This window comes from Burkholderia sp. EMB26 (genome assembly GCF_024730645.1).
Taxonomy (GTDB): Bacteria; Pseudomonadota; Gammaproteobacteria; order Burkholderiales; family Burkholderiaceae; genus Burkholderia; species Burkholderia cenocepacia.
Map to the genome: position 1 here is coordinate 3,117,654 of NZ_CP078070.1, position 16,031 is coordinate 3,133,684.

16 protein-coding genes are annotated in these 16,031 nt (G+C 70.5%); 10 read left to right on the forward strand and 6 right to left on the reverse strand.

Annotation, left to right across the window (positions count from 1 at the left end; genetic code table 11):
- Positions 1-68 precede the first annotated feature (68 nt).
- On the reverse strand, positions 69-353 hold the full coding sequence (locus KU887_RS14685) for a phosphopantetheine-binding protein (protein WP_006490634.1): 285 nt from the start codon (positions 351-353) through the stop codon (positions 69-71).
- Between the two features lie 545 nt (positions 354-898).
- Between KU887_RS14685 and KU887_RS14690 the strand changes: the two genes are divergently transcribed.
- From KU887_RS14690 to KU887_RS14735, 10 genes are all read left to right on the forward strand, one after another.
- Positions 899-1,552, forward strand: a complete 654-nt coding sequence (locus tag KU887_RS14690) for a hypothetical protein (protein WP_060263662.1) — start codon at positions 899-901, stop codon at positions 1,550-1,552.
- A 59-nt stretch (positions 1,553-1,611) separates the two neighbouring features.
- A complete protein-coding gene (locus KU887_RS14695; RefSeq protein WP_258250448.1) occupies positions 1,612-3,369 on the forward strand; it encodes an acyl-CoA synthetase family protein in 1,758 nt (585 codons plus the stop codon).
- Positions 3,366-4,349 carry an acyl-CoA synthetase gene (locus tag KU887_RS14700; RefSeq protein WP_006497410.1) on the forward strand — a complete coding sequence of 328 codons (984 nt, stop codon included), beginning with the start codon at positions 3,366-3,368 and terminating at the stop codon, positions 4,347-4,349. The genes KU887_RS14695 and KU887_RS14700 overlap by 4 nt, the downstream gene beginning before the upstream one ends.
- Complete coding sequence (locus KU887_RS14705; RefSeq protein WP_034201364.1) at positions 4,346-4,990, forward strand: outer membrane lipoprotein carrier protein LolA; 645 nt, start codon at positions 4,346-4,348, stop codon at positions 4,988-4,990. Before KU887_RS14700 ends, KU887_RS14705 begins: the two co-directional genes overlap by 4 nt.
- Positions 4,990-7,458, forward strand: coding sequence for an MMPL family transporter (locus tag KU887_RS14710; RefSeq protein ID WP_258250449.1), 2,469 nt, complete (start codon positions 4,990-4,992; stop codon positions 7,456-7,458). The genes KU887_RS14705 and KU887_RS14710 overlap by 1 nt, the downstream gene beginning before the upstream one ends.
- Positions 7,455-8,348, forward strand: coding sequence for a polysaccharide deacetylase family protein (locus KU887_RS14715; protein WP_006497413.1), 894 nt, complete (start codon positions 7,455-7,457; stop codon positions 8,346-8,348). The genes KU887_RS14710 and KU887_RS14715 overlap by 4 nt, the downstream gene beginning before the upstream one ends.
- A 63-nt stretch (positions 8,349-8,411) precedes the next feature.
- Positions 8,412-9,635 (forward strand): beta-ketoacyl-[acyl-carrier-protein] synthase family protein, encoded by a 1,224-nt coding sequence (locus KU887_RS14720; protein ID WP_258250450.1) that lies wholly within the window; start codon positions 8,412-8,414, stop codon positions 9,633-9,635.
- An 8-nt stretch (positions 9,636-9,643) separates the two neighbouring features.
- Entirely contained in the window at positions 9,644-10,462 is an 819-nt protein-coding gene (locus KU887_RS14725; RefSeq protein WP_200062168.1) for a beta-ketoacyl synthase chain length factor, read from the forward strand.
- Positions 10,459-10,962, forward strand: coding sequence for a hotdog family protein (locus tag KU887_RS14730; RefSeq protein WP_258250451.1), 504 nt, complete (start codon positions 10,459-10,461; stop codon positions 10,960-10,962). The genes KU887_RS14725 and KU887_RS14730 overlap by 4 nt, the downstream gene beginning before the upstream one ends.
- Entirely contained in the window at positions 10,959-11,288 is a 330-nt protein-coding gene (locus KU887_RS14735; protein ID WP_012492404.1) for a hypothetical protein, read from the forward strand. Before KU887_RS14730 ends, KU887_RS14735 begins: the two co-directional genes overlap by 4 nt.
- A 101-nt stretch (positions 11,289-11,389) precedes the next feature.
- Here the strand turns inward: KU887_RS14735 and KU887_RS14740 are convergent, their stop codons facing one another.
- The 5 genes from KU887_RS14740 to KU887_RS14760 form a co-directional block, all read right to left on the reverse strand.
- Positions 11,390-11,596, reverse strand: coding sequence for a hypothetical protein (locus tag KU887_RS14740; protein ID WP_006481510.1), 207 nt, complete (start codon positions 11,594-11,596; stop codon positions 11,390-11,392).
- 105 nt (positions 11,597-11,701) lie between these two features.
- On the reverse strand, positions 11,702-12,445 hold the full coding sequence (gene phbB / locus KU887_RS14745; protein WP_012492403.1) for an acetoacetyl-CoA reductase: 744 nt from the start codon (positions 12,443-12,445) through the stop codon (positions 11,702-11,704).
- A 209-nt stretch (positions 12,446-12,654) separates the two neighbouring features.
- A complete protein-coding gene (locus KU887_RS14750; protein ID WP_046337637.1) occupies positions 12,655-13,848 on the reverse strand; it encodes an acetyl-CoA C-acetyltransferase in 1,194 nt (397 codons plus the stop codon).
- A gap of 288 nt (positions 13,849-14,136) precedes the next feature.
- On the reverse strand, positions 14,137-14,721 hold the full coding sequence (gene phaP, locus KU887_RS14755) for a TIGR01841 family phasin (protein ID WP_006491043.1): 585 nt from the start codon (positions 14,719-14,721) through the stop codon (positions 14,137-14,139).
- 497 nt (positions 14,722-15,218) lie between these two features.
- A complete protein-coding gene (locus KU887_RS14760) occupies positions 15,219-15,983 on the reverse strand; it encodes a ParA family protein (RefSeq protein WP_034201359.1) in 765 nt (254 codons plus the stop codon).
- Positions 15,984-16,031 lie beyond the last annotated feature (48 nt).

Genomic DNA, 16,031 nt, shown 5'->3' on the forward strand with positions numbered 1-16,031 from the left:
GCCTTGCTCCGTTCATCGCGTTTTCCCCTCGATCGATGCCGTCGCGCATCGTCCGCCGAGCGACGCCGTCACTTCGTGCGATGCGCGGCGACGTAGGCAGCCAGCGCACCGAGCGTCGCAAAGATCGTCTGGTTGTCCGGATTGTCCGAGCGCAGTTCGAAGCCGTATTTCTTCGAGATCAGCAGCGCGATTTCCAGGATGTCGATGGAGTCGAGCCCGAAACCTTCGCCATACAGCGGGGTGTCGGCCGTCACTGTTTCGAGCGGGACGTCTTCGAGATTCAGTTCGCCGATGATCAGCGTGGCGAGCTCTTGTTCCAGTGCGTTCATCATGCGTGCGGGCAGGCGGCCCATGGCAGCGGGAGGCGCCCGGAAACGGCAACCGTCGTGCACGCCCGGCGCGTGCAAATCTCCGTCCCTCCGGCGTCTGCCGGCTTCCCCGCCTGCGTCATGTGGGGATCGTTTGTAAAAGTTACGCGGATTCTAGACGATGGGTATCGGGTCGTATACCGCGAATGGTTACAGACTCGCTAGCCGGCGCCGCGGCCCGTTGCGCACGGGAATGGACGAGACGCTTGAGCCGCTTTGGATGGAAATGGACCGACCCCGCGAAACCGTTCGCCCGGTGCCATACAATCGGTTACAAAACCCGGTCGCGGGCGGCCCGAAGCCGCCCCGCCGCGGCCCTAAAATGAGCGTGCCCGACCATCGGCCCGGACTCGCGTCCCGGCCGCCATTCATATGATGTTTGACGGCCCGACCCCGCGTCCGGCCACGATCCGCCCGATGTTTCCAGTGATGCCGCGTCCGCCCTTGCGCCCCGTTCCGGTTCGCCCGCCCGTCAGCCGCTGCAGCCCGGCCGCCGGCCGGTGCGCGCGCCGTGCGCCCGGAGGCCGTCGATGAGCCGGCTGCTGCCCGTCGTGCGCGGCGTCGCAGCGGTCGGCGCCGTGGCCGCGTACCAGATTGGCGCGCACTACGCGAGCGCGACACCGGGCGCGCACGGCGTCGGCCTCGCGATGGCGCTCGTGCCGCCGCTGCTGCTCGCGCTCGGCGTGGCGCTGCGCTCGCCCCGGCGCGCGTGGCTCGTGCCGGCATGGCTGCTGGCCGCCGCCGCGTTGTGGGCCGCGCGCGCGCCGCTCGCTCAGCACTTCGAATGGGGCCTGTATCTGGAGCACGCGAGCTTCAACGTCGCGATGGCGCTGCTGTTCGGCCGCACGCTCGTGGCCGGCGACGTGCCGCTGTGCACCCGCTTCGCCGCGATGATCCACGGCACCGTCACGCCGGCCGTCGCGCGCTACACGCGCCGGATCACGCTCGCGTGGACGCTGTTCTTCGTCGCGACCGCCGCCGTGTCGACGCTGCTGTTCGCGACCGCGCCGATCGTCACGTGGTCGACTTTCGCGAACTACCTGTCGCTGCCGCTCGTCGCCGTGATGTTCGCCGCCGAGCATGCGTGCCGGCGTATCGCGCTGCCGCACGAGCCGCGGCCGCGAATGGTCGACGCGGTGCGCGCGTATCGCGCGTCGACCCACGCATCGCAGGCCTCGCGATGAATTCATGACCGGCGCGGCTCCATGGCCGCGCCGGCCTTCGTTCCCGTCTTGACCGATTTATGCCGACTCACCCGCTGGTATTCCATTCCTCGCCCGACCGGACGATCGCCTGGCGCGACGGCTCTCCCGTCACCGTGCGCGCGTTCGTCGCCGACGTCGCGCGCGTGGCCGCCGCGCTGCCCGCCGGCGGCCACGTGTTCAACGTGTGCCGCGACCGCTATCGCTTCGCGGTCAGCCTGTGCGCGGCGCTCGTCGCCGGCAAGATCAGCCTGCTGCCGTCGACGCACACGCCGGAAATGGTCCGCCAGCTCGCGTCGTTCGCGCCCGATGCGTTCTGCCTGCACGATGCGCCCGACTGCGCGATCGACCTGCCGCGCTTCGCGTATCCCGACGCCGCGCCGGGCGAACCGGCGGCCGATGCGCCGTTCGCCGTCCCGCAAATCGACGCCGCGCGGATCATGGCCTACGTGTTCACGTCCGGCTCGACCGGCGCGCCGGTGCCGCACCGCAAGACCTGGGGCTTCCTGGTCGGCTGCGTGCGCGCGGCGGCCGAGCGGCTCGGGCTGCTCGACGGCCGTGCGGCGACGCTGATCGGCACGGTGCCCGCGCAACACATGTACGGTTTCGAGTCGACGGTGCTGCTCGCGCTGATCGGCGGCCTCGCGTTCAGCAACCGCCAGCCGTTCTACCCGAGCGACATTCGCGACGAACTCGACGCGCTCCCGCAGCCGCGCGTGCTCGTCACGTCGCCGATCCACCTGCGCGCGCTGCTGTCCGCCGGCCATGCGCTGCCGCGCGCGGCGCTGGTGCTGTCGGCCACCGCGCCGCTGTCGGAAAAGCTCGCGCGCGAAGCCGAGGCCGCGCTCGACGCGCCGCTCGTCGAGATCTACGGCAGCACCGAGACCGGTCAGATCGCGACCCGTCGCACGTCGCAAGGCGCGGCGTGGGAACGGTTCCCGGACATCCGGCTCGATGCCCGCGACGCACCGGACGGCGACGACAGCGGGCCGACCGTGTGGGTATCGGGCGGGCACGTCGAGGCGCCCGTGCCGATGGGCGATGCGCTCGAACTGCTCGGCGACGGCCGGTTCCTGCTGCACGGCCGCAAGGCCGACCTCGTCAACATCGCCGGCAAGCGCACGTCGCTCGCGTACCTGAACCATCAGCTCAACGCGATCGCGGAGGTGGTCGACGGCGTGTTCTTCATGCCGGACGAAGCCGCGCCGGCGCACGGCGACACCGCCCTCGAGCCGGTCACGCGGCTCGTCGCGCTGGTCGTCGCGCCGACGCTCTCGGCCGCCGATCTGCAACGCGCGCTGCGCGAGCGGATCGATCCGGCGTTCATGCCGCGCCCGCTCGTGTTCGTCGATGCGCTGCCGCGCAACGAAACGGGCAAGCTGCCGCGCGACGTGCTGGCGGCGCTCGTGGCGCAACATGCGCGTGCCTCGGGCGCGACGCCCACGCCGCCGGCCGGGCGCGACCCGGCCCGCACGCCCTCGTCCGCGCTCGCGTTCACGATTGCCGCCGACCACCCCGCGCTGCCCGGCCACTTCCCCGGCCATCCGGTCGTGCCGGGCGTCGTGCTGCTCGATCACGCGATCCACATGATCGGCGCGGCGATGAACCGTCCGCTGCATGCGTGGCGGCTCGGGTCCGCGAAATTCCTGAGCCCGGTCGCGCCCGGCGAACCGCTCGATCTCGCGTACGACGCGGCGGCCAGCGGCGCGATCCGTTTCACGGTGCGCACCGGGTCGCGCGAGGTCGCGACCGGCGTGCTGTCAGCACCACCGTCCGTGCAGGATGGCGCGCAGCCATGAAGCGCACCGCATGGGCCGAACGCCAGGAGCGCAGCAACGCGGGCTTGCTGCGCGTGATGACGTGGATCTCGCTGCGCTTCGGCCGGCCGCGCGCGCGTATCGTGCTGCACCTGATCGCGACGTATTTCGTGCTGTTCTCGCCGGCCGCGTGCGCGGCGTCGCGCGACTACCTGCGCCGCGTGCTCGGGCGCCCCGCGCGCTGGCGCGACGTCTATCGGCACGTGTTCACGTTCGCGGCGACGATCCACGATCGCGTGTACCTGATGAACGGGCGCTTCGACCTGTTCGACATCCGGCTGCACGGCGAAACGCTCGTCGACGATGCGCTCGCGGGCGGACGTGGCGCGTTCCTGATGGGCGCGCATCTCGGCAGCTTCGAAGTCGTGCGCGCGATCGGCCGCACGCATCCGGACCTGCGCGTGGTCGTCACGATGTACGAGAAGAACGCGCGCAAGATCAACGCGACGCTCGCGGCGGTGAACCCGGCCGCGCAGCCGGAGGTGATTCCGCTCGGCCAGGTCGACTCGATGCTGAAGGTGCGCGAGCGCCTCGACGCGAACTGCATGGTCGGCATGCTCGCCGACCGCACGCTGCTCGACGACGCGGCCGCGTCGCTGCGGCGCGTGCCGCTGCTCGGCGCGCCGGCCGCGTTCCCGCTCGGGCCGCTTTACATGGCCGCGATGCTGAAGCGCCCGGTGATCTTCATGACGGGCCTCTATCGCGACGGCAACCGCTACGATGTGCACTTCGAGACGCTCGCCGATTTCTCCGACGTGCGGCGCGATGCGCGCGCGGCGGCGGTCGACGCGGCGCTCGCGCGCTACGTCGCGCTGCTCGACCGGTACTGCCGCGCGGCGCCGTACAACTGGTTCAACTATTTCGATTTCTGGCAAGGCGGCGATGCCGTGGCCGCAACCGCGCGCCGCGAGGCGGCGCACGCCGGCGCCGACCTGCCCGCCACGAGGGATTCCGACGCATGACCGCCGTTCGCCGCTGCCTGCTCCCGTTTTCGTCGCCCCGCATCGCCGGTGTTATCCGCGTGGTCGCCGCCACCGCCGCCGCGATCGCGCTGGCCGTGCCCGCGCACGCGGCCGATACCGGAACGGCCTGGACCCTCGACCGGCTGATGTCGACGCTCGCGCAGCACAAGTCGGGCCGCGCGACCTTCACCGAGACGAAGACCCTGTCGATCGCCACGCAGCCGATCGAATCGTCGGGCGAACTGGTGTTCGTCGCGCCGGATCATCTGGAAAAGCACACGCTGCGCCCGACGCCCGAACACCTCGTCGTCGACGGCGACATGCTCACCGTCGAGCGCAACAACCGCAAATACACGCTCGCGCTCGCGCGCTATCCGGAACTCGGCGCGTTCATCGACAGCATCCGCGCGACGCTCGCCGGCAACCGCTTCGCGCTCGAACAGGTGTACAAGGTCGCCCTTGCCGGACGCGGCGACGACTGGACGCTGACGCTCACGCCGCTCGACTCGCGGATGCTGAAGGTCGTCAGCACGATCACGCTCGACGGCACGCGCGACGTGTTGCGCAGCGTCGCGATCCGGCAGGCCGACGGCGATCGTTCGGTGATGCGCCTGCAACCCGTCGCGGCGCACGCGAACTGATGGACGATCGTACGCGCCCCTCGCCCGTCACGCGTCGCCCACCCGCGTGGCGGCAGCGCGCGGTGCTCGTGTGGCTGCTCGCGCTCGTCGCGTGCGGCGTCGCGATCGGGCGCGCGCAGTTCACGGCCGACCTGTCCGCGTTCCTGCCGAATGCGCCGAGCGCCGGGCAGCGCGTGCTCGTCGACCAGTTGCGCGACGGCATCGTGTCGCGCCTGATCCTCGTCGCGATCGACGGCGGCGATGCCGGCACGCGCGCCGCGCTGTCGCGGCGCGTCGCCGGCACGCTGCGCACCGATCCGCGGTTCGCGGCCGTGCACAACGGCGAAGCCGCGAACGACGCGCGCGACCGGCAATTCGTCTTCGCTCATCGCTACCTGCTGAGCCCGGCCGTCACGCCGCAGCGCTTCAGCGCCGACGGCCTGCACCAGGCGCTCGGCGACAGCCTCGACCTGCTGAGTTCGTCGGCCGGCCTCGTCGCGAAGGCGATGCTGCCGCGCGACCCGACCGGCGAAGTCGCCGCGCTCGTCGACGGGCTCGACAGCGCGGCCGAACCGGCGAGCCGCGACGGCGTGTGGGCGTCGCGCGACGGCACGCGCGCGGTGCTGGTCGTGCAGACGGCCGCCGCCGGCTCCGATACCGATGCGCAGGCCCGCGCGATCGACGCCGTGCGCCGCGCGTTCGCGGCCGCGACGCAGGCCGTGCCGAATGCGGCCGGCACCACGCTCGCGATGACCGGCCCCGGCGTGTTCTCGGTCGACACGCGGGACACGATCCGGCACGACGTCGAGCGGCTGTCGACGGCGAGCGTCGTGCTGATCGTCGCGCTGCTGCTCACGCTGTACCGGTCGCCGCGCACGCTCGCGCTCGGCCTGCTGCCGGTGCTGACGGGCGTCGCGGCCGGGATCGCGGCGGTCAGCATCGCGTTCGGCACGGTCCACGGGCTGACGCTCGGGTTCGGTACGACGCTGATCGGCGAAGCCGTCGACTATTCGATCTACCTGTTCGTGCAATCGGCGCAGGCCGGCACGCGCGGCACGGCACGCCCGGCCGACGCGACGCGCGCGTGGGTCGCCGCGTACTGGCCGACGATCCGGCTCGGCGTGCTGACGTCGGTGTGCGGGTTCGCGTCGATGCTGTTCTCCGGCTTCCCGGGCCTCGTGCAGCTCGGGCTGTATTCGATCGTCGGCCTGACGGCCGCCGCGCTCGTCACGCGCTTCGTGCTGCCGCACCTGCGCGGCGAGCATGTCGCGATCCGCGACGTCTCGCGCGTCGGCGCCGTGCTCGCGCGCGCGGCCGACGCCGCGCCGCGGCTGCGCTGGCCGCTCGCGGTGCTCGTGGTCGCCGCCTGCGCGACGCTCGCGCTGCATCGCGACGGCCTGTGGAGCCGCGAGCTCGCCGCGCTCAGCCCCGTACCGGCACCGGCGCAGGCGCTCGACGCCCGGCTGCGCGCCGACGTCGGCGCGCCCGACGTGCGCTACCTCGTCGTGATTACCGCGCCGACCGAACAGGCCGCACTAGAAGGCGCGGAAAAAGTGGCCGCGCAATTGCAGCCGCTCGTCGAGCGCGGCACGCTCGGCGGTTTCGACAATCCGGCCCGCTACCTGCCGAGCGACGCCGCGCAGCGCGCCCGCCAGGCGAGCCTGCCGGATGCGAACACGCTTGCCGCGCGGATGCGCGATGCCGTCGCGCACCAGCCGATCGCGGTGAAGCCCGACCTGTTCGCGCCGTTCCTCACCGACGTCGACGCCGCGCGTCACGCGCCGCTGCTGACGCGCGCGGACCTGCACGGCACGTCGATGGCGCTCGCCGTCGACGCGCTGCTGACCGAACGCGACGGCCGCTGGAGCGCGATGCTGCCGCTGCGTGCGCCGGACGCCGCACGCACCGCGCAACCGGCGTCGAGCCTCGATGCGACGCCGATTCGCGCCGCCGTCGCGCGCGCGGGCGTGCCCGATGCGCTGTTCGTCGACATGAAGGCCGAAGCCGATCGCCTGTACGTGAGCTACGTGCACGAGGACATCCGGCTGTCGCTCGCGGGGTTCGCCGCGATCGCCGTGCTGCTGCTGATCGCGCTGCGCTCGCCGCGCCGCGCCGCGCGCGCCCTTGCGCCACTCGTCGCGGCCGTGCTGGTCGTGACGGCCGGCTTCGCGCTCGCCGGCGTGCAACTGACGATCCTGCACCTGGTCGGGATGCTGCTGATCGTCGCGGTCGGCTCGAACTACGCGCTGTTCTTCTGCCGGCGCGCGGATGCGCAGCCCGTCACGCCGTACACGCTGGTATCGCTGCTGATCGCGAACCTCGCGACGGTCGCCGGCTTCGGGCTGCTCGCGCTGTCGCGCGTGCCGCTGCTCGAAACCTTCGGGCTGACCGTCGGCCCCGGCGCGATGCTCGCGCTCGCGTTCGCGGCGATTCTCGCGCCGCGCGCCGCGACGACGATCGGTCATGGCGAACGCGGAGGCCGCGCATGAACGCGTCGTCGTCCATGCCGCCGCGCCACGCCGGCGACGCACGCCGCTGGAAGCCGACGCCGCTGATCGCGGGCGCCGCGGCACTGCACGCGGGCGCGGCCGCCGCCGTGGTCGCGCAACCGGCCACGTGGCCGTGGGCCGTCGGTGGCGCGGTCGCATCGCATCTCGCGCTGACCGCGGCGGGCCTGTGGCCGCGCAGCACGCTGCTCGGCCCGAACTGGACGCGCCTGCCGGCCGGCGCGGGCCGCCGCATCGCGCTGACGATCGACGACGGCCCGGACCCGGACGTCACACCGCGCGTGCTCGACCTGCTCGACCGTTACGACGCGCGTGCGACGTTCTTCTGCATCGGCGATCTCGCGCGCCGCCATCCGCGGTGGATCGAGGCGATCGTCGCGCGTGGTCACGCGGTGGAGAACCACAGTCAGCGGCACCGCCATACGTTCTCGCTGTCGGGGCCGGCCGCGCTGCGGCGCGAGATCGCGGCCGCGCAGCAGACGCTGACCGACATCGCCGGCACGCGCCCGCTGTTCTTCCGCGCGCCGGCCGGCCTGCGCAATCCGTTTCTCGAACCGGTGCTGTGCGAATTCGGGCTGCAACTGGCGAGCTGGACGCGGCGCGGCTTCGACACGCGGGCGCGCGACGCCGCGACCGTCACGCGCCGCCTGCTGCACGGCCTCGAGGCGCGCGACATCCTGCTGGTCCACGACGGTCATGCCGCACGCGATGCGCGCGGCGAACCGGTCGTGCTCGACGTGCTGCACGCGGTGCTGCGCGCGGCCGCCGACGCGCAGTTGCACTGGACCACGTTGCGCGCGGCGCTCGCGCCTGAACCGCCCGAACCGCCCGGCCAGCCGCGCGTGCCGGCACCCCCGTTTGATAAAATCTGACCGCGAACGGCGCGCCTGCCAGCCCTGCTGCGGCGCCCGTTCCGGCCACCGGATGCGACCCTCGTGAACCCTCTCCTGCTCTCGCACTTCACCGCCACCAGCTGCATCGGCCGCGGCCTCGACGCGACCCTCGGTGCGCTGCGCCGCGCCCGCGGCGGGCTCGTGCCGTGCAACTTCGAGCGCGCGGATCTCGACACGTGGATCGGCGCGGTGGACGGCGTCGATGCGCACCCCGTGCGCGCCGATCTCGCCGACTTCGAATGCCGCAACAACCGCCTCGCGCAACTCGGCCTGACGCAGGACGGCTTCGACGCCCGCGTCGCGGCGGCCGCCGCGCGCTACGGCGCCGCACGCATCGGCGTGTTCGTCGGCACGAGCACGGCCGGCATCCTCGAAACCGAACGCGCGTACCAGCGCCGCGATCCGGCGAGCGGCGCGCTGCCGGCCGATTTCCGCTATGCGCACACGCACAACCCGTATTCGCCGGCCGCGTTCGTGCGCGCGTATTTCGCGCTGCGCGGGCCGGCGATGGCGATCTCGTCCGCGTGTTCGTCCGGCGCGAAGGCGTTCGGCTCCGCGCGCCGCATGATCGAGGCCGGACTGATCGACGCGGCCGTCGTCGGCGGCGTCGATTCGCTGTGCCTGACGACGCTGTACGGCTTCAATTCGCTCGAACTGCTGTCGCGCCGGCCATGCCGGCCGTTCGACACGGCACGCGACGGCATCTCGATCGGCGAGGCCGCCGCGTTCGCGCTCGTCGAACGTGTGCCCGACCCGCCCGCTGCGCTCGACGACGACGCGATCCTGCTGCTCGGCATCGGCGAATCGAGCGATGCGCATCACATGTCGTCGCCGCATCCGGAAGGGCTCGGCGCGCGCGCCGCGATCGAGCAGGCGCTCGCATCCGCCGGCCTCGGCGCGCACGATATCGACTACGTGAACCTGCACGGCACCGCGACCCCGAGCAACGATGCAGCGGAAAGCCGCGCGCTCGGCGCGCTGTTCGCCCGCACGCCGTGCAGCTCGACGAAGGGCGCGACCGGCCACACGCTGGGCGCGGCCGGTGCGCTGGAGGCGATCGTCGCCGCGCTCGCGCTGCGCGAGCAATTCGTGCCGGCCGGCGTCAACACGACGCAGCCCGACCCGGCGCTCGTCGCCGACTACGTGCTCGCGAGCCGCGACACGCGCGTGCGCGCCGTCCTCTCCAATTCGTTCGGCTTCGGCGGCACGAATTGCAGCCTGATCCTCGGCCGCGCCCGGCACGTGGCCGGTCGCGCCCGCCGTTGAGGCCCGCCATGACACTCACCGCGTTCATCGAGAGCATCGGCCTCGTCGGGCCGGGATTGACCGACTGGCCGCACGCGGCCGACGTGCTCGCGGGCCGCGCGCCCTACGCGGCCGCCCGCACCGAACTGCCGCCGCCCGCCGGGCTGCCGTCCGCCGAGCGGCGTCGCACGGGCCCCGTCGTGCGCGCCGCGCTCGCGGTCGGCCACGCGGCGGTGGCCGCGAGCGGCCGCGACGCCGCGACGCTCGCGACCGTGTTCAGCGCATCCGGCGGCGACGGCCAGAACTGCCACGCGATCTGCGAAACGCTCGCCGGCGACGATCGCCAGCTGTCGCCGACCCGCTTCCACAACTCGGTGCACAACGCCCCGGCCGGCTACTGGAGCATCGCGACCCGCGCGATGGCGACGTCGAACGTGCTGTGCGCGCACGACGGCAGCTTTGCCGCCGGCCTGCTCGAAAGCCTGTGCCAGGTCGTCGTCGATCGCGTGCCGAGCCTGCTGATCGCGTACGACACCGACTATCCGGAACCGTTGCGTGCGGTGCGGCCGATCGGCGACGCGTTCGGCGTCGCGCTCGTGTTCGCGCCGGAAGCGAGCCAACGCACGCTCGCCCGCATCGACGTGCAGCTCACCGATGCGCCCGCCACGACGCTCGCGCATGCCGAGCTCGACGCACTGCGCGCCGGCAATCCGGCCGCCCGCGTGCTGCCGCTGCTGGACGCGCTCGCCACGCGGCAATCGACGCGCGTCGTGCTCGATTACCTGGCCGATACGCGCGTGCAGGTCGACGTCGCGATGCCCGACTCTTTCGCGGAGCGCGCGCGATGACCACGACGGTCGTATTGACCGCGCCGCTCGACCACGCGTGGATTGCCGCGCACATTCCGCACGCCGGCACGATGTGCATGCTCGATTCGGTCGATGCGTGGGATGCCGAACGAATTCGCTGCACCGCGACGAGCCACCGCGATCCGCACAACCCGCTGCGCGCGCACGGGCGGCTCGCGTCGGTCTGCGGCATCGAGTACGCGGCGCAGGCGATGGCCGTACACGGCGCGCTGCTCGGTGCGCATGAGGCGCGCCCGCGCGTCGGCTATCTCGCGAGCGTGCGCAACGTCGACGCGTTCGTCGACCGGCTCGACACCTTCGAGCAGCCGCTCACCGTCGACGCGGAACGCATGAGCGGCGACGGCCGCTCGGTGCTGTACGGCTTCGCGCTGCGCTGCGGCGAGCGCGTGCTGCTGTCCGGCCGCGCGGCGGTGATGCTCGACGCATCGGCCGCTGGCGCGTTTCAACCGGCGCCCGCCGGCAACACGAATCCTCGATGAAGAGGCTTACCTCAAGGAAACCGGTCGTGAAAGTTCGTCAGTTCATTGGCGCCGCGCTCGTTCTGGCGCTGCTCGGCCCGCTCGCCCACGCGGACATGTCGGAAGTGAAGCAGGACATCAAGCGCGATTCGAAGGAAGCCGCGCACAAGACCGGCGACGCGGCGCGCAGCTTCGGCCACGCGACCGCGAGCGCCGCGAAGGCGGTCGGGCACGGCGTCGCGCATGCGTCGCGCGAAGGCTGGGAAGCCACCAAGCGCACGACGAAGCGGATCTTCCACAAGAACGACTCGGGCGAGTCGGCCGGAAAGAGCGAAAGGAACGACTGATCGCGCATCCCGCGCGCGTGGCCGACGGCATGCGCGCGGGGCATGACCGCCCATCGATCGCCGATCGAGCGTTCACCGATCGCGACGCGTCGGCGCCGCGCTCAGCGTGCACCGCGCATGCGGCGCAACGACCGCGCCGGCCTGCGCGCGAAGCACTTGCCGTACGCGACGAGCCAGCAATCGCGATGATCGAAATTCCGCAGCAGCCGCGCGCGGCGCCGCTCGAGCCAGTAGAGCGCGATCGCCATCGTCAGCGCGACGGCCAGTGCCGAGCCGCCGATCACGAGTCCCATCCAGGTGTCGCCCATGCGTTCTCCGGAATGCGAGGCCGAAGCGGCGCGCCTGCCGCTTCGGCACGGAGTGGTGCGGAACGCGGCCCGCCCGGGCGCGAACGCCGTGCGGGCCGCCGCGCGTCAGTGCATGTGCTGACCGCCGTTGATCGCGATGTTGGAGCCCGTCACGAAGCCGGCCTCCTCCGAGCACAGATAGGCCACCAGCGCCGCGACTTCCTCGGGCTTGCCGAGCCGGCCCGCCGGAATCTGCGGGAGGATCTTCGTGTCGAGAATGTCCTGCGGGATCGCGGTGACCATCTTCGTCGCGAGATAGCCGGGCGACACCGTGTTCACCGTCACGCCCTTGCGCGCGATCTCCAGCGCGAGCGATTTCGTGAAGCCGTGCATGCCGGCCTTCGCGGCCGCATAGTTGGTCTGGCCGACCGACCCCTTCGAGCCGTTCACCGACGAGATGTTGACGATGCGGCCCCAGCCGCGCTCGACCATGCCGTCGCAGACCGGCTTCGTCATGTTGAACACGGAGTCGAGGTTGGTGCGGATCACGGCATCCCAGTTGACCTTGTCGAGCTTGCGCAGCGTCATGTCGCGCGTGATGCCCGCATTGTTCACGAGAATGTCGACCGGGCCGACGTCCCGCACGATCTTCTCGATGCATTGCTGGCATGAATCGTGATCGGCCACGTCCACCGGATACGCATGGAATTCGCGGCCGGCCGCATGCATCTCGGTCAGCCAGCGGTCCGCGCCGGTGTTGTTCGGCGAATACGTGACGACTACCCGATGACCCGCGTCGTTCAACCTGATGCTGACCGCTTCGCCGAGGCCGCCCATCCCACCCGTCACAACTGCAATTCGCTTAGTCATACTATGAATTACCGACAAAAAAGTAATCGATGAAAGGCGGGGCGACGGCATCGGACATGCTGCCGCCCCACCGCTTCGATGCGCAGCCCCCGCCCGCTTCGCGGACGCGTCGCGCATCGGCACCGCGCTTTGTTGTTGACTGCCTGTGTTGCGCGAAAACCGTCCGGCTCGCCCGCGGCACTGGCCCACGCCGCAAGCGAACCGTGTCGTCAGGCCGCTGCTCCGACGCGCTCGACCGCGAGCGCGACGCCCATTCCGCCGCCGATGCACAGCGACGCCAGCCCGCGCTTCGCATCGCGCTTGACCATCTCGTGCAGCAGCGTCACCAGGATCCGGCAGCCCGACGCACCGATCGGGTGACCGATCGCGATCGCCCCGCCGTTCACGTTCACCTTCGACGTGTCCCAGCCCATCTGCTTGTGCACCGCCAGCGCCTGCGCCGCGAACGCCTCGTTGATCTCCATCAGGTCCAGGTCGCCCGGCGTCCAGCCCGCGCGCTCCAGCGCACGGCGCGATGCCGGCACCGGGCCCATGCCCATCACGCTCGGGTCCACGCCCGCGTTCGCATACGCCTTGATCCGCGCCAGCGGCGTCAGGCCCAAGGCGGCTGCCTTCTGCGCCGACATCACCAGCACCGCGGCCGCCCCATCGTTCAGCCCCGACGCGTTCGCCGCCGTCACCGAGCCGTCCTTCGCGAACGCCGGCTTCAGCCCCGCCAACGACTCCGCCGTCACGCCGTGACGCACGAACTCGTCCGTCGCGAACTGCAGCGGCTCGCCCTTGCGTTGCGGAATCGACACCGGCACGATCTCGTCGTTGAAACGCCCGGCCTTCTGCGCGGCTTCCGCCTTGTTCTGCGACAGCGCCGCGAACGCGTCCTGCTCTTCGCGCGTGATCCCGTATTCCTTCGCGACGTTCTCCGCCGTGATGCCCATGTGGTACTGGTTGTACACGTCCCACAGCCCGTCGACGATCATCGTGTCGACCAGCTTCGCGTCGCCCATCCGGAACCCGTCGCGCGAGCCCGGCAGCACGTGCGGCGACGCGCTCATGTTCTCCTGGCCACCCGCGATCACGATCTCCGCGTCGCCCGCGACGATCGCGTTCGCCGCCAGCATCACGGCCTTCAGGCCCGAGCCGCACACCTTGTTGATCGTCATCCCCGGCACGGCGTTCGGCAGCCCCGCCTTGATCAGCGACTGCCGCGCCGGGTTCTGCCCGGAGCCGGCCGTCAGCACCTGGCCCATGATCACTTCGCTGACCTGCTCGGGCTTCACGCCCGCACGCTCCAGCACTGCGCGGATCACCGTCGCGCCCAGTTCGGGCGCCGCAATCTTCGCCAGCGAGCCGCCGAATTTGCCGACCGCGGTCCGCGCGGCCGATACGATCACTACATCCGTCATGTTCAATTCCTGCATCGAAATCAGTTCGTCGTGGTGACGCCGGCACGGGGCGACGGCGCGCGTCGGGCCAACCGGTGCGATCGCGGTCGCGGTCGCGCGCCGTGTTGGCGGGCGGCGCCTGTTCGCACCGGCGGCACGACACACCGCCGCACGGGCAACCGTGCACGGGCGTCTTGCGGCGCATCGGACGCTCGCCGGCCCCCGCGTGGCACACGCGGCGCCGGCGCCGTCCGGCGCCGATCAAGCGTGTCGCGCCTGCGCGCGACACGCGTTCAGCACGCGTTCAGATCACGCAGCCGATTCGCGCGCAGCCGCGGCGTCCTTGCGGGCGGCCGCAGCCGTCTGCTTGGCACCGCGCGTGGCCGTTTCGCTGACTGCATCGAAACCGCTCTGCGCCGCTTCGATCGCCTGCCCCGTCGCTGCACGCACGGAGTCGGCCGCGGCGGTCGCCGCGGACAACGCCGAATTCAGCGCGGCCACCACCGGCGCCGAGCCGGCCGGTGCGTGCTTCGACAGTTCGCCGAGCACGTCCTTCAGGCGCTTGTCGTTCTGTTCGTACTGGGCCTGCGCGACCTTCGCCCATTCGGATTGCGTCGATACCGCGATGTCGAACAGATGGCGGCCATACGACACGACCTTGCCGGCCGCTTCCTGCGGCGCGGCGACCTGCTGCGCGAAGCCCGCGGCCGGGTTGTTGCCGTTGAACGCGTTCTTCAGCTTGTCCTCGTATTCCTCGAGCGCCGTGCGGGCCGCTTGCAGGTTGAGTTCGACGACGGCCTCGAAACCGTGGATCGCCGGACGGGCGATCGCGAACCAGGCGGCGATACCGGATTGATAATCGGCGGCGAGTTTTTCGGGGGCAAATACGGACATCGGGCACGCTCCTGTTAGCAATGCGAGAGACGACGTAAAGAAAAATGGAAGCTTGATCGACAGCGCTTCCTTATTGACGACCCGTACCTGTTTGAGCACGAGCGGTTGAAGGAAGTCATTCTAGAGCGATTAATTGTCAATTAAATGGCATTAATGATAGGTATAAACCCTTATTACCCTTTAGAGCGGCCGCCGCAGCCCGGCGTGCCGACATCGCGGGCAGGATGCCCGCACGCTCCGACCCGCAATGCCTTTTTACCTTTTTACAGCATAGCGCATCGTGACGTCGCGCAATATTTACCAATCCATTATTCCGTTTATTAGAAAACCGGCCCTCATTAAAAATGGAGTGGTCGCCGATGTAATCGTTTTTTCGGGATTTATTATGAAATCGTTTTCTGGATTATTAATGACGAATTCAATGATCGGATGAATTACGGTCGCGATAAAAACGAGGCCGCTCGAAGCGGCCTTGGCGGATGCGGTGAAGCGCGGGGTCAGCCGGCCAGTTCGCGATGCAGCGCGCGGAATTCCTGCGCGAGCTTGTGGGTCGGTTCGAGATGGATCACCGGCGTCGACTGCTGATGCGATTCGCGGATCTTCACCGACGCGGACAACCGCGACGCGAGCACCGGCAGCCCTTCGTCGACGAGTTCGTCGACCAGCCGTTGCGGCAGGCTCGCGCGCGGCTGGAACTGGTTGATGACGATCCCTTCGACTTCGAGCGCCGCGTTGTGGTCCTGCTGGATTTCCTTCACGTTCTCGAGCAGCGTGTACAGCGCGCGGCGCGAGAAATCGTCGCAGTCGAACGGGATCAGGCAGCGCTCGACCGCGATCAGCGCCGAGCGCGTATAGAAATTCAGCGCGGGCGGCGTGTCGATGTACACCGCATCGTAAGTGTCGAGCTCGTTGAGCGCGTCGCGCAGCTTGTAGATCTTGTAGCGCGATTCGAGCTTGCCGTGCAGCGTGTCGAGATCCGGATGCGCGGGCATCACGTCGAGTCCGTCGAACGGGGTCGCGTGGATGAACGACGCGACGTCGACCGGCCGGAAGTTGAAGGTCAGCGCGGTTTCGAAGAAACCGGCCACGCCCGGTTGCGCGTCGGCCGCCGCGTCGCCGAGCAGGTAGCGCGTCGAGTTCGCCTGCGCATCGAGATCGATGACGAGCGTGCGCAATCCTTCGCTCGCGCTGATCGCCGCCAGGTTGCAGACGATCGTCGACTTGCCCACGCCGCCCTTCTGGTTGAACACGACCCGCCGCATGGTGTCCCCTCGCTCGAAACGTCGAAACGGCCAGCTTAGCGGGTCAAT

Coding starts and splice junctions, on each gene's coding strand:
- KU887_RS14735 (WP_012492404.1), top strand. CDS start 10,959: ATGAAGAGGCTTACCTCAAGGAAACCGGTCGTGAAAGTTCGTCAGTTC.
- KU887_RS14700 (WP_006497410.1), top strand. CDS start 3,366: ATGAAGCGCACCGCATGGGCCGAACGCCAGGAGCGCAGCAACGCGGGC.
- KU887_RS14705 (WP_034201364.1), top strand. CDS start 4,346: ATGACCGCCGTTCGCCGCTGCCTGCTCCCGTTTTCGTCGCCCCGCATC.
- KU887_RS14750 (WP_046337637.1), bottom strand. CDS start 13,848: ATGACGGATGTAGTGATCGTATCGGCCGCGCGGACCGCGGTCGGCAAA.
- KU887_RS14725 (WP_200062168.1), top strand. CDS start 9,644: ATGACACTCACCGCGTTCATCGAGAGCATCGGCCTCGTCGGGCCGGGA.
- KU887_RS14685 (WP_006490634.1), bottom strand. CDS start 353: ATGGGCCGCCTGCCCGCACGCATGATGAACGCACTGGAACAAGAGCTC.
- phaP (WP_006491043.1), bottom strand. CDS start 14,721: ATGTCCGTATTTGCCCCCGAAAAACTCGCCGCCGATTATCAATCCGGT.
- KU887_RS14760 (WP_034201359.1), bottom strand. CDS start 15,983: ATGCGGCGGGTCGTGTTCAACCAGAAGGGCGGCGTGGGCAAGTCGACG.
- KU887_RS14690 (WP_060263662.1), top strand. CDS start 899: ATGAGCCGGCTGCTGCCCGTCGTGCGCGGCGTCGCAGCGGTCGGCGCC.
- KU887_RS14715 (WP_006497413.1), top strand. CDS start 7,455: ATGAACGCGTCGTCGTCCATGCCGCCGCGCCACGCCGGCGACGCACGC.
- KU887_RS14710 (WP_258250449.1), top strand. CDS start 4,990: ATGGACGATCGTACGCGCCCCTCGCCCGTCACGCGTCGCCCACCCGCG.
- KU887_RS14730 (WP_258250451.1), top strand. CDS start 10,459: ATGACCACGACGGTCGTATTGACCGCGCCGCTCGACCACGCGTGGATT.
- phbB (WP_012492403.1), bottom strand. CDS start 12,445: ATGACTAAGCGAATTGCAGTTGTGACGGGTGGGATGGGCGGCCTCGGC.
- KU887_RS14695 (WP_258250448.1), top strand. CDS start 1,612: ATGCCGACTCACCCGCTGGTATTCCATTCCTCGCCCGACCGGACGATC.
- KU887_RS14740 (WP_006481510.1), bottom strand. CDS start 11,596: ATGGGCGACACCTGGATGGGACTCGTGATCGGCGGCTCGGCACTGGCC.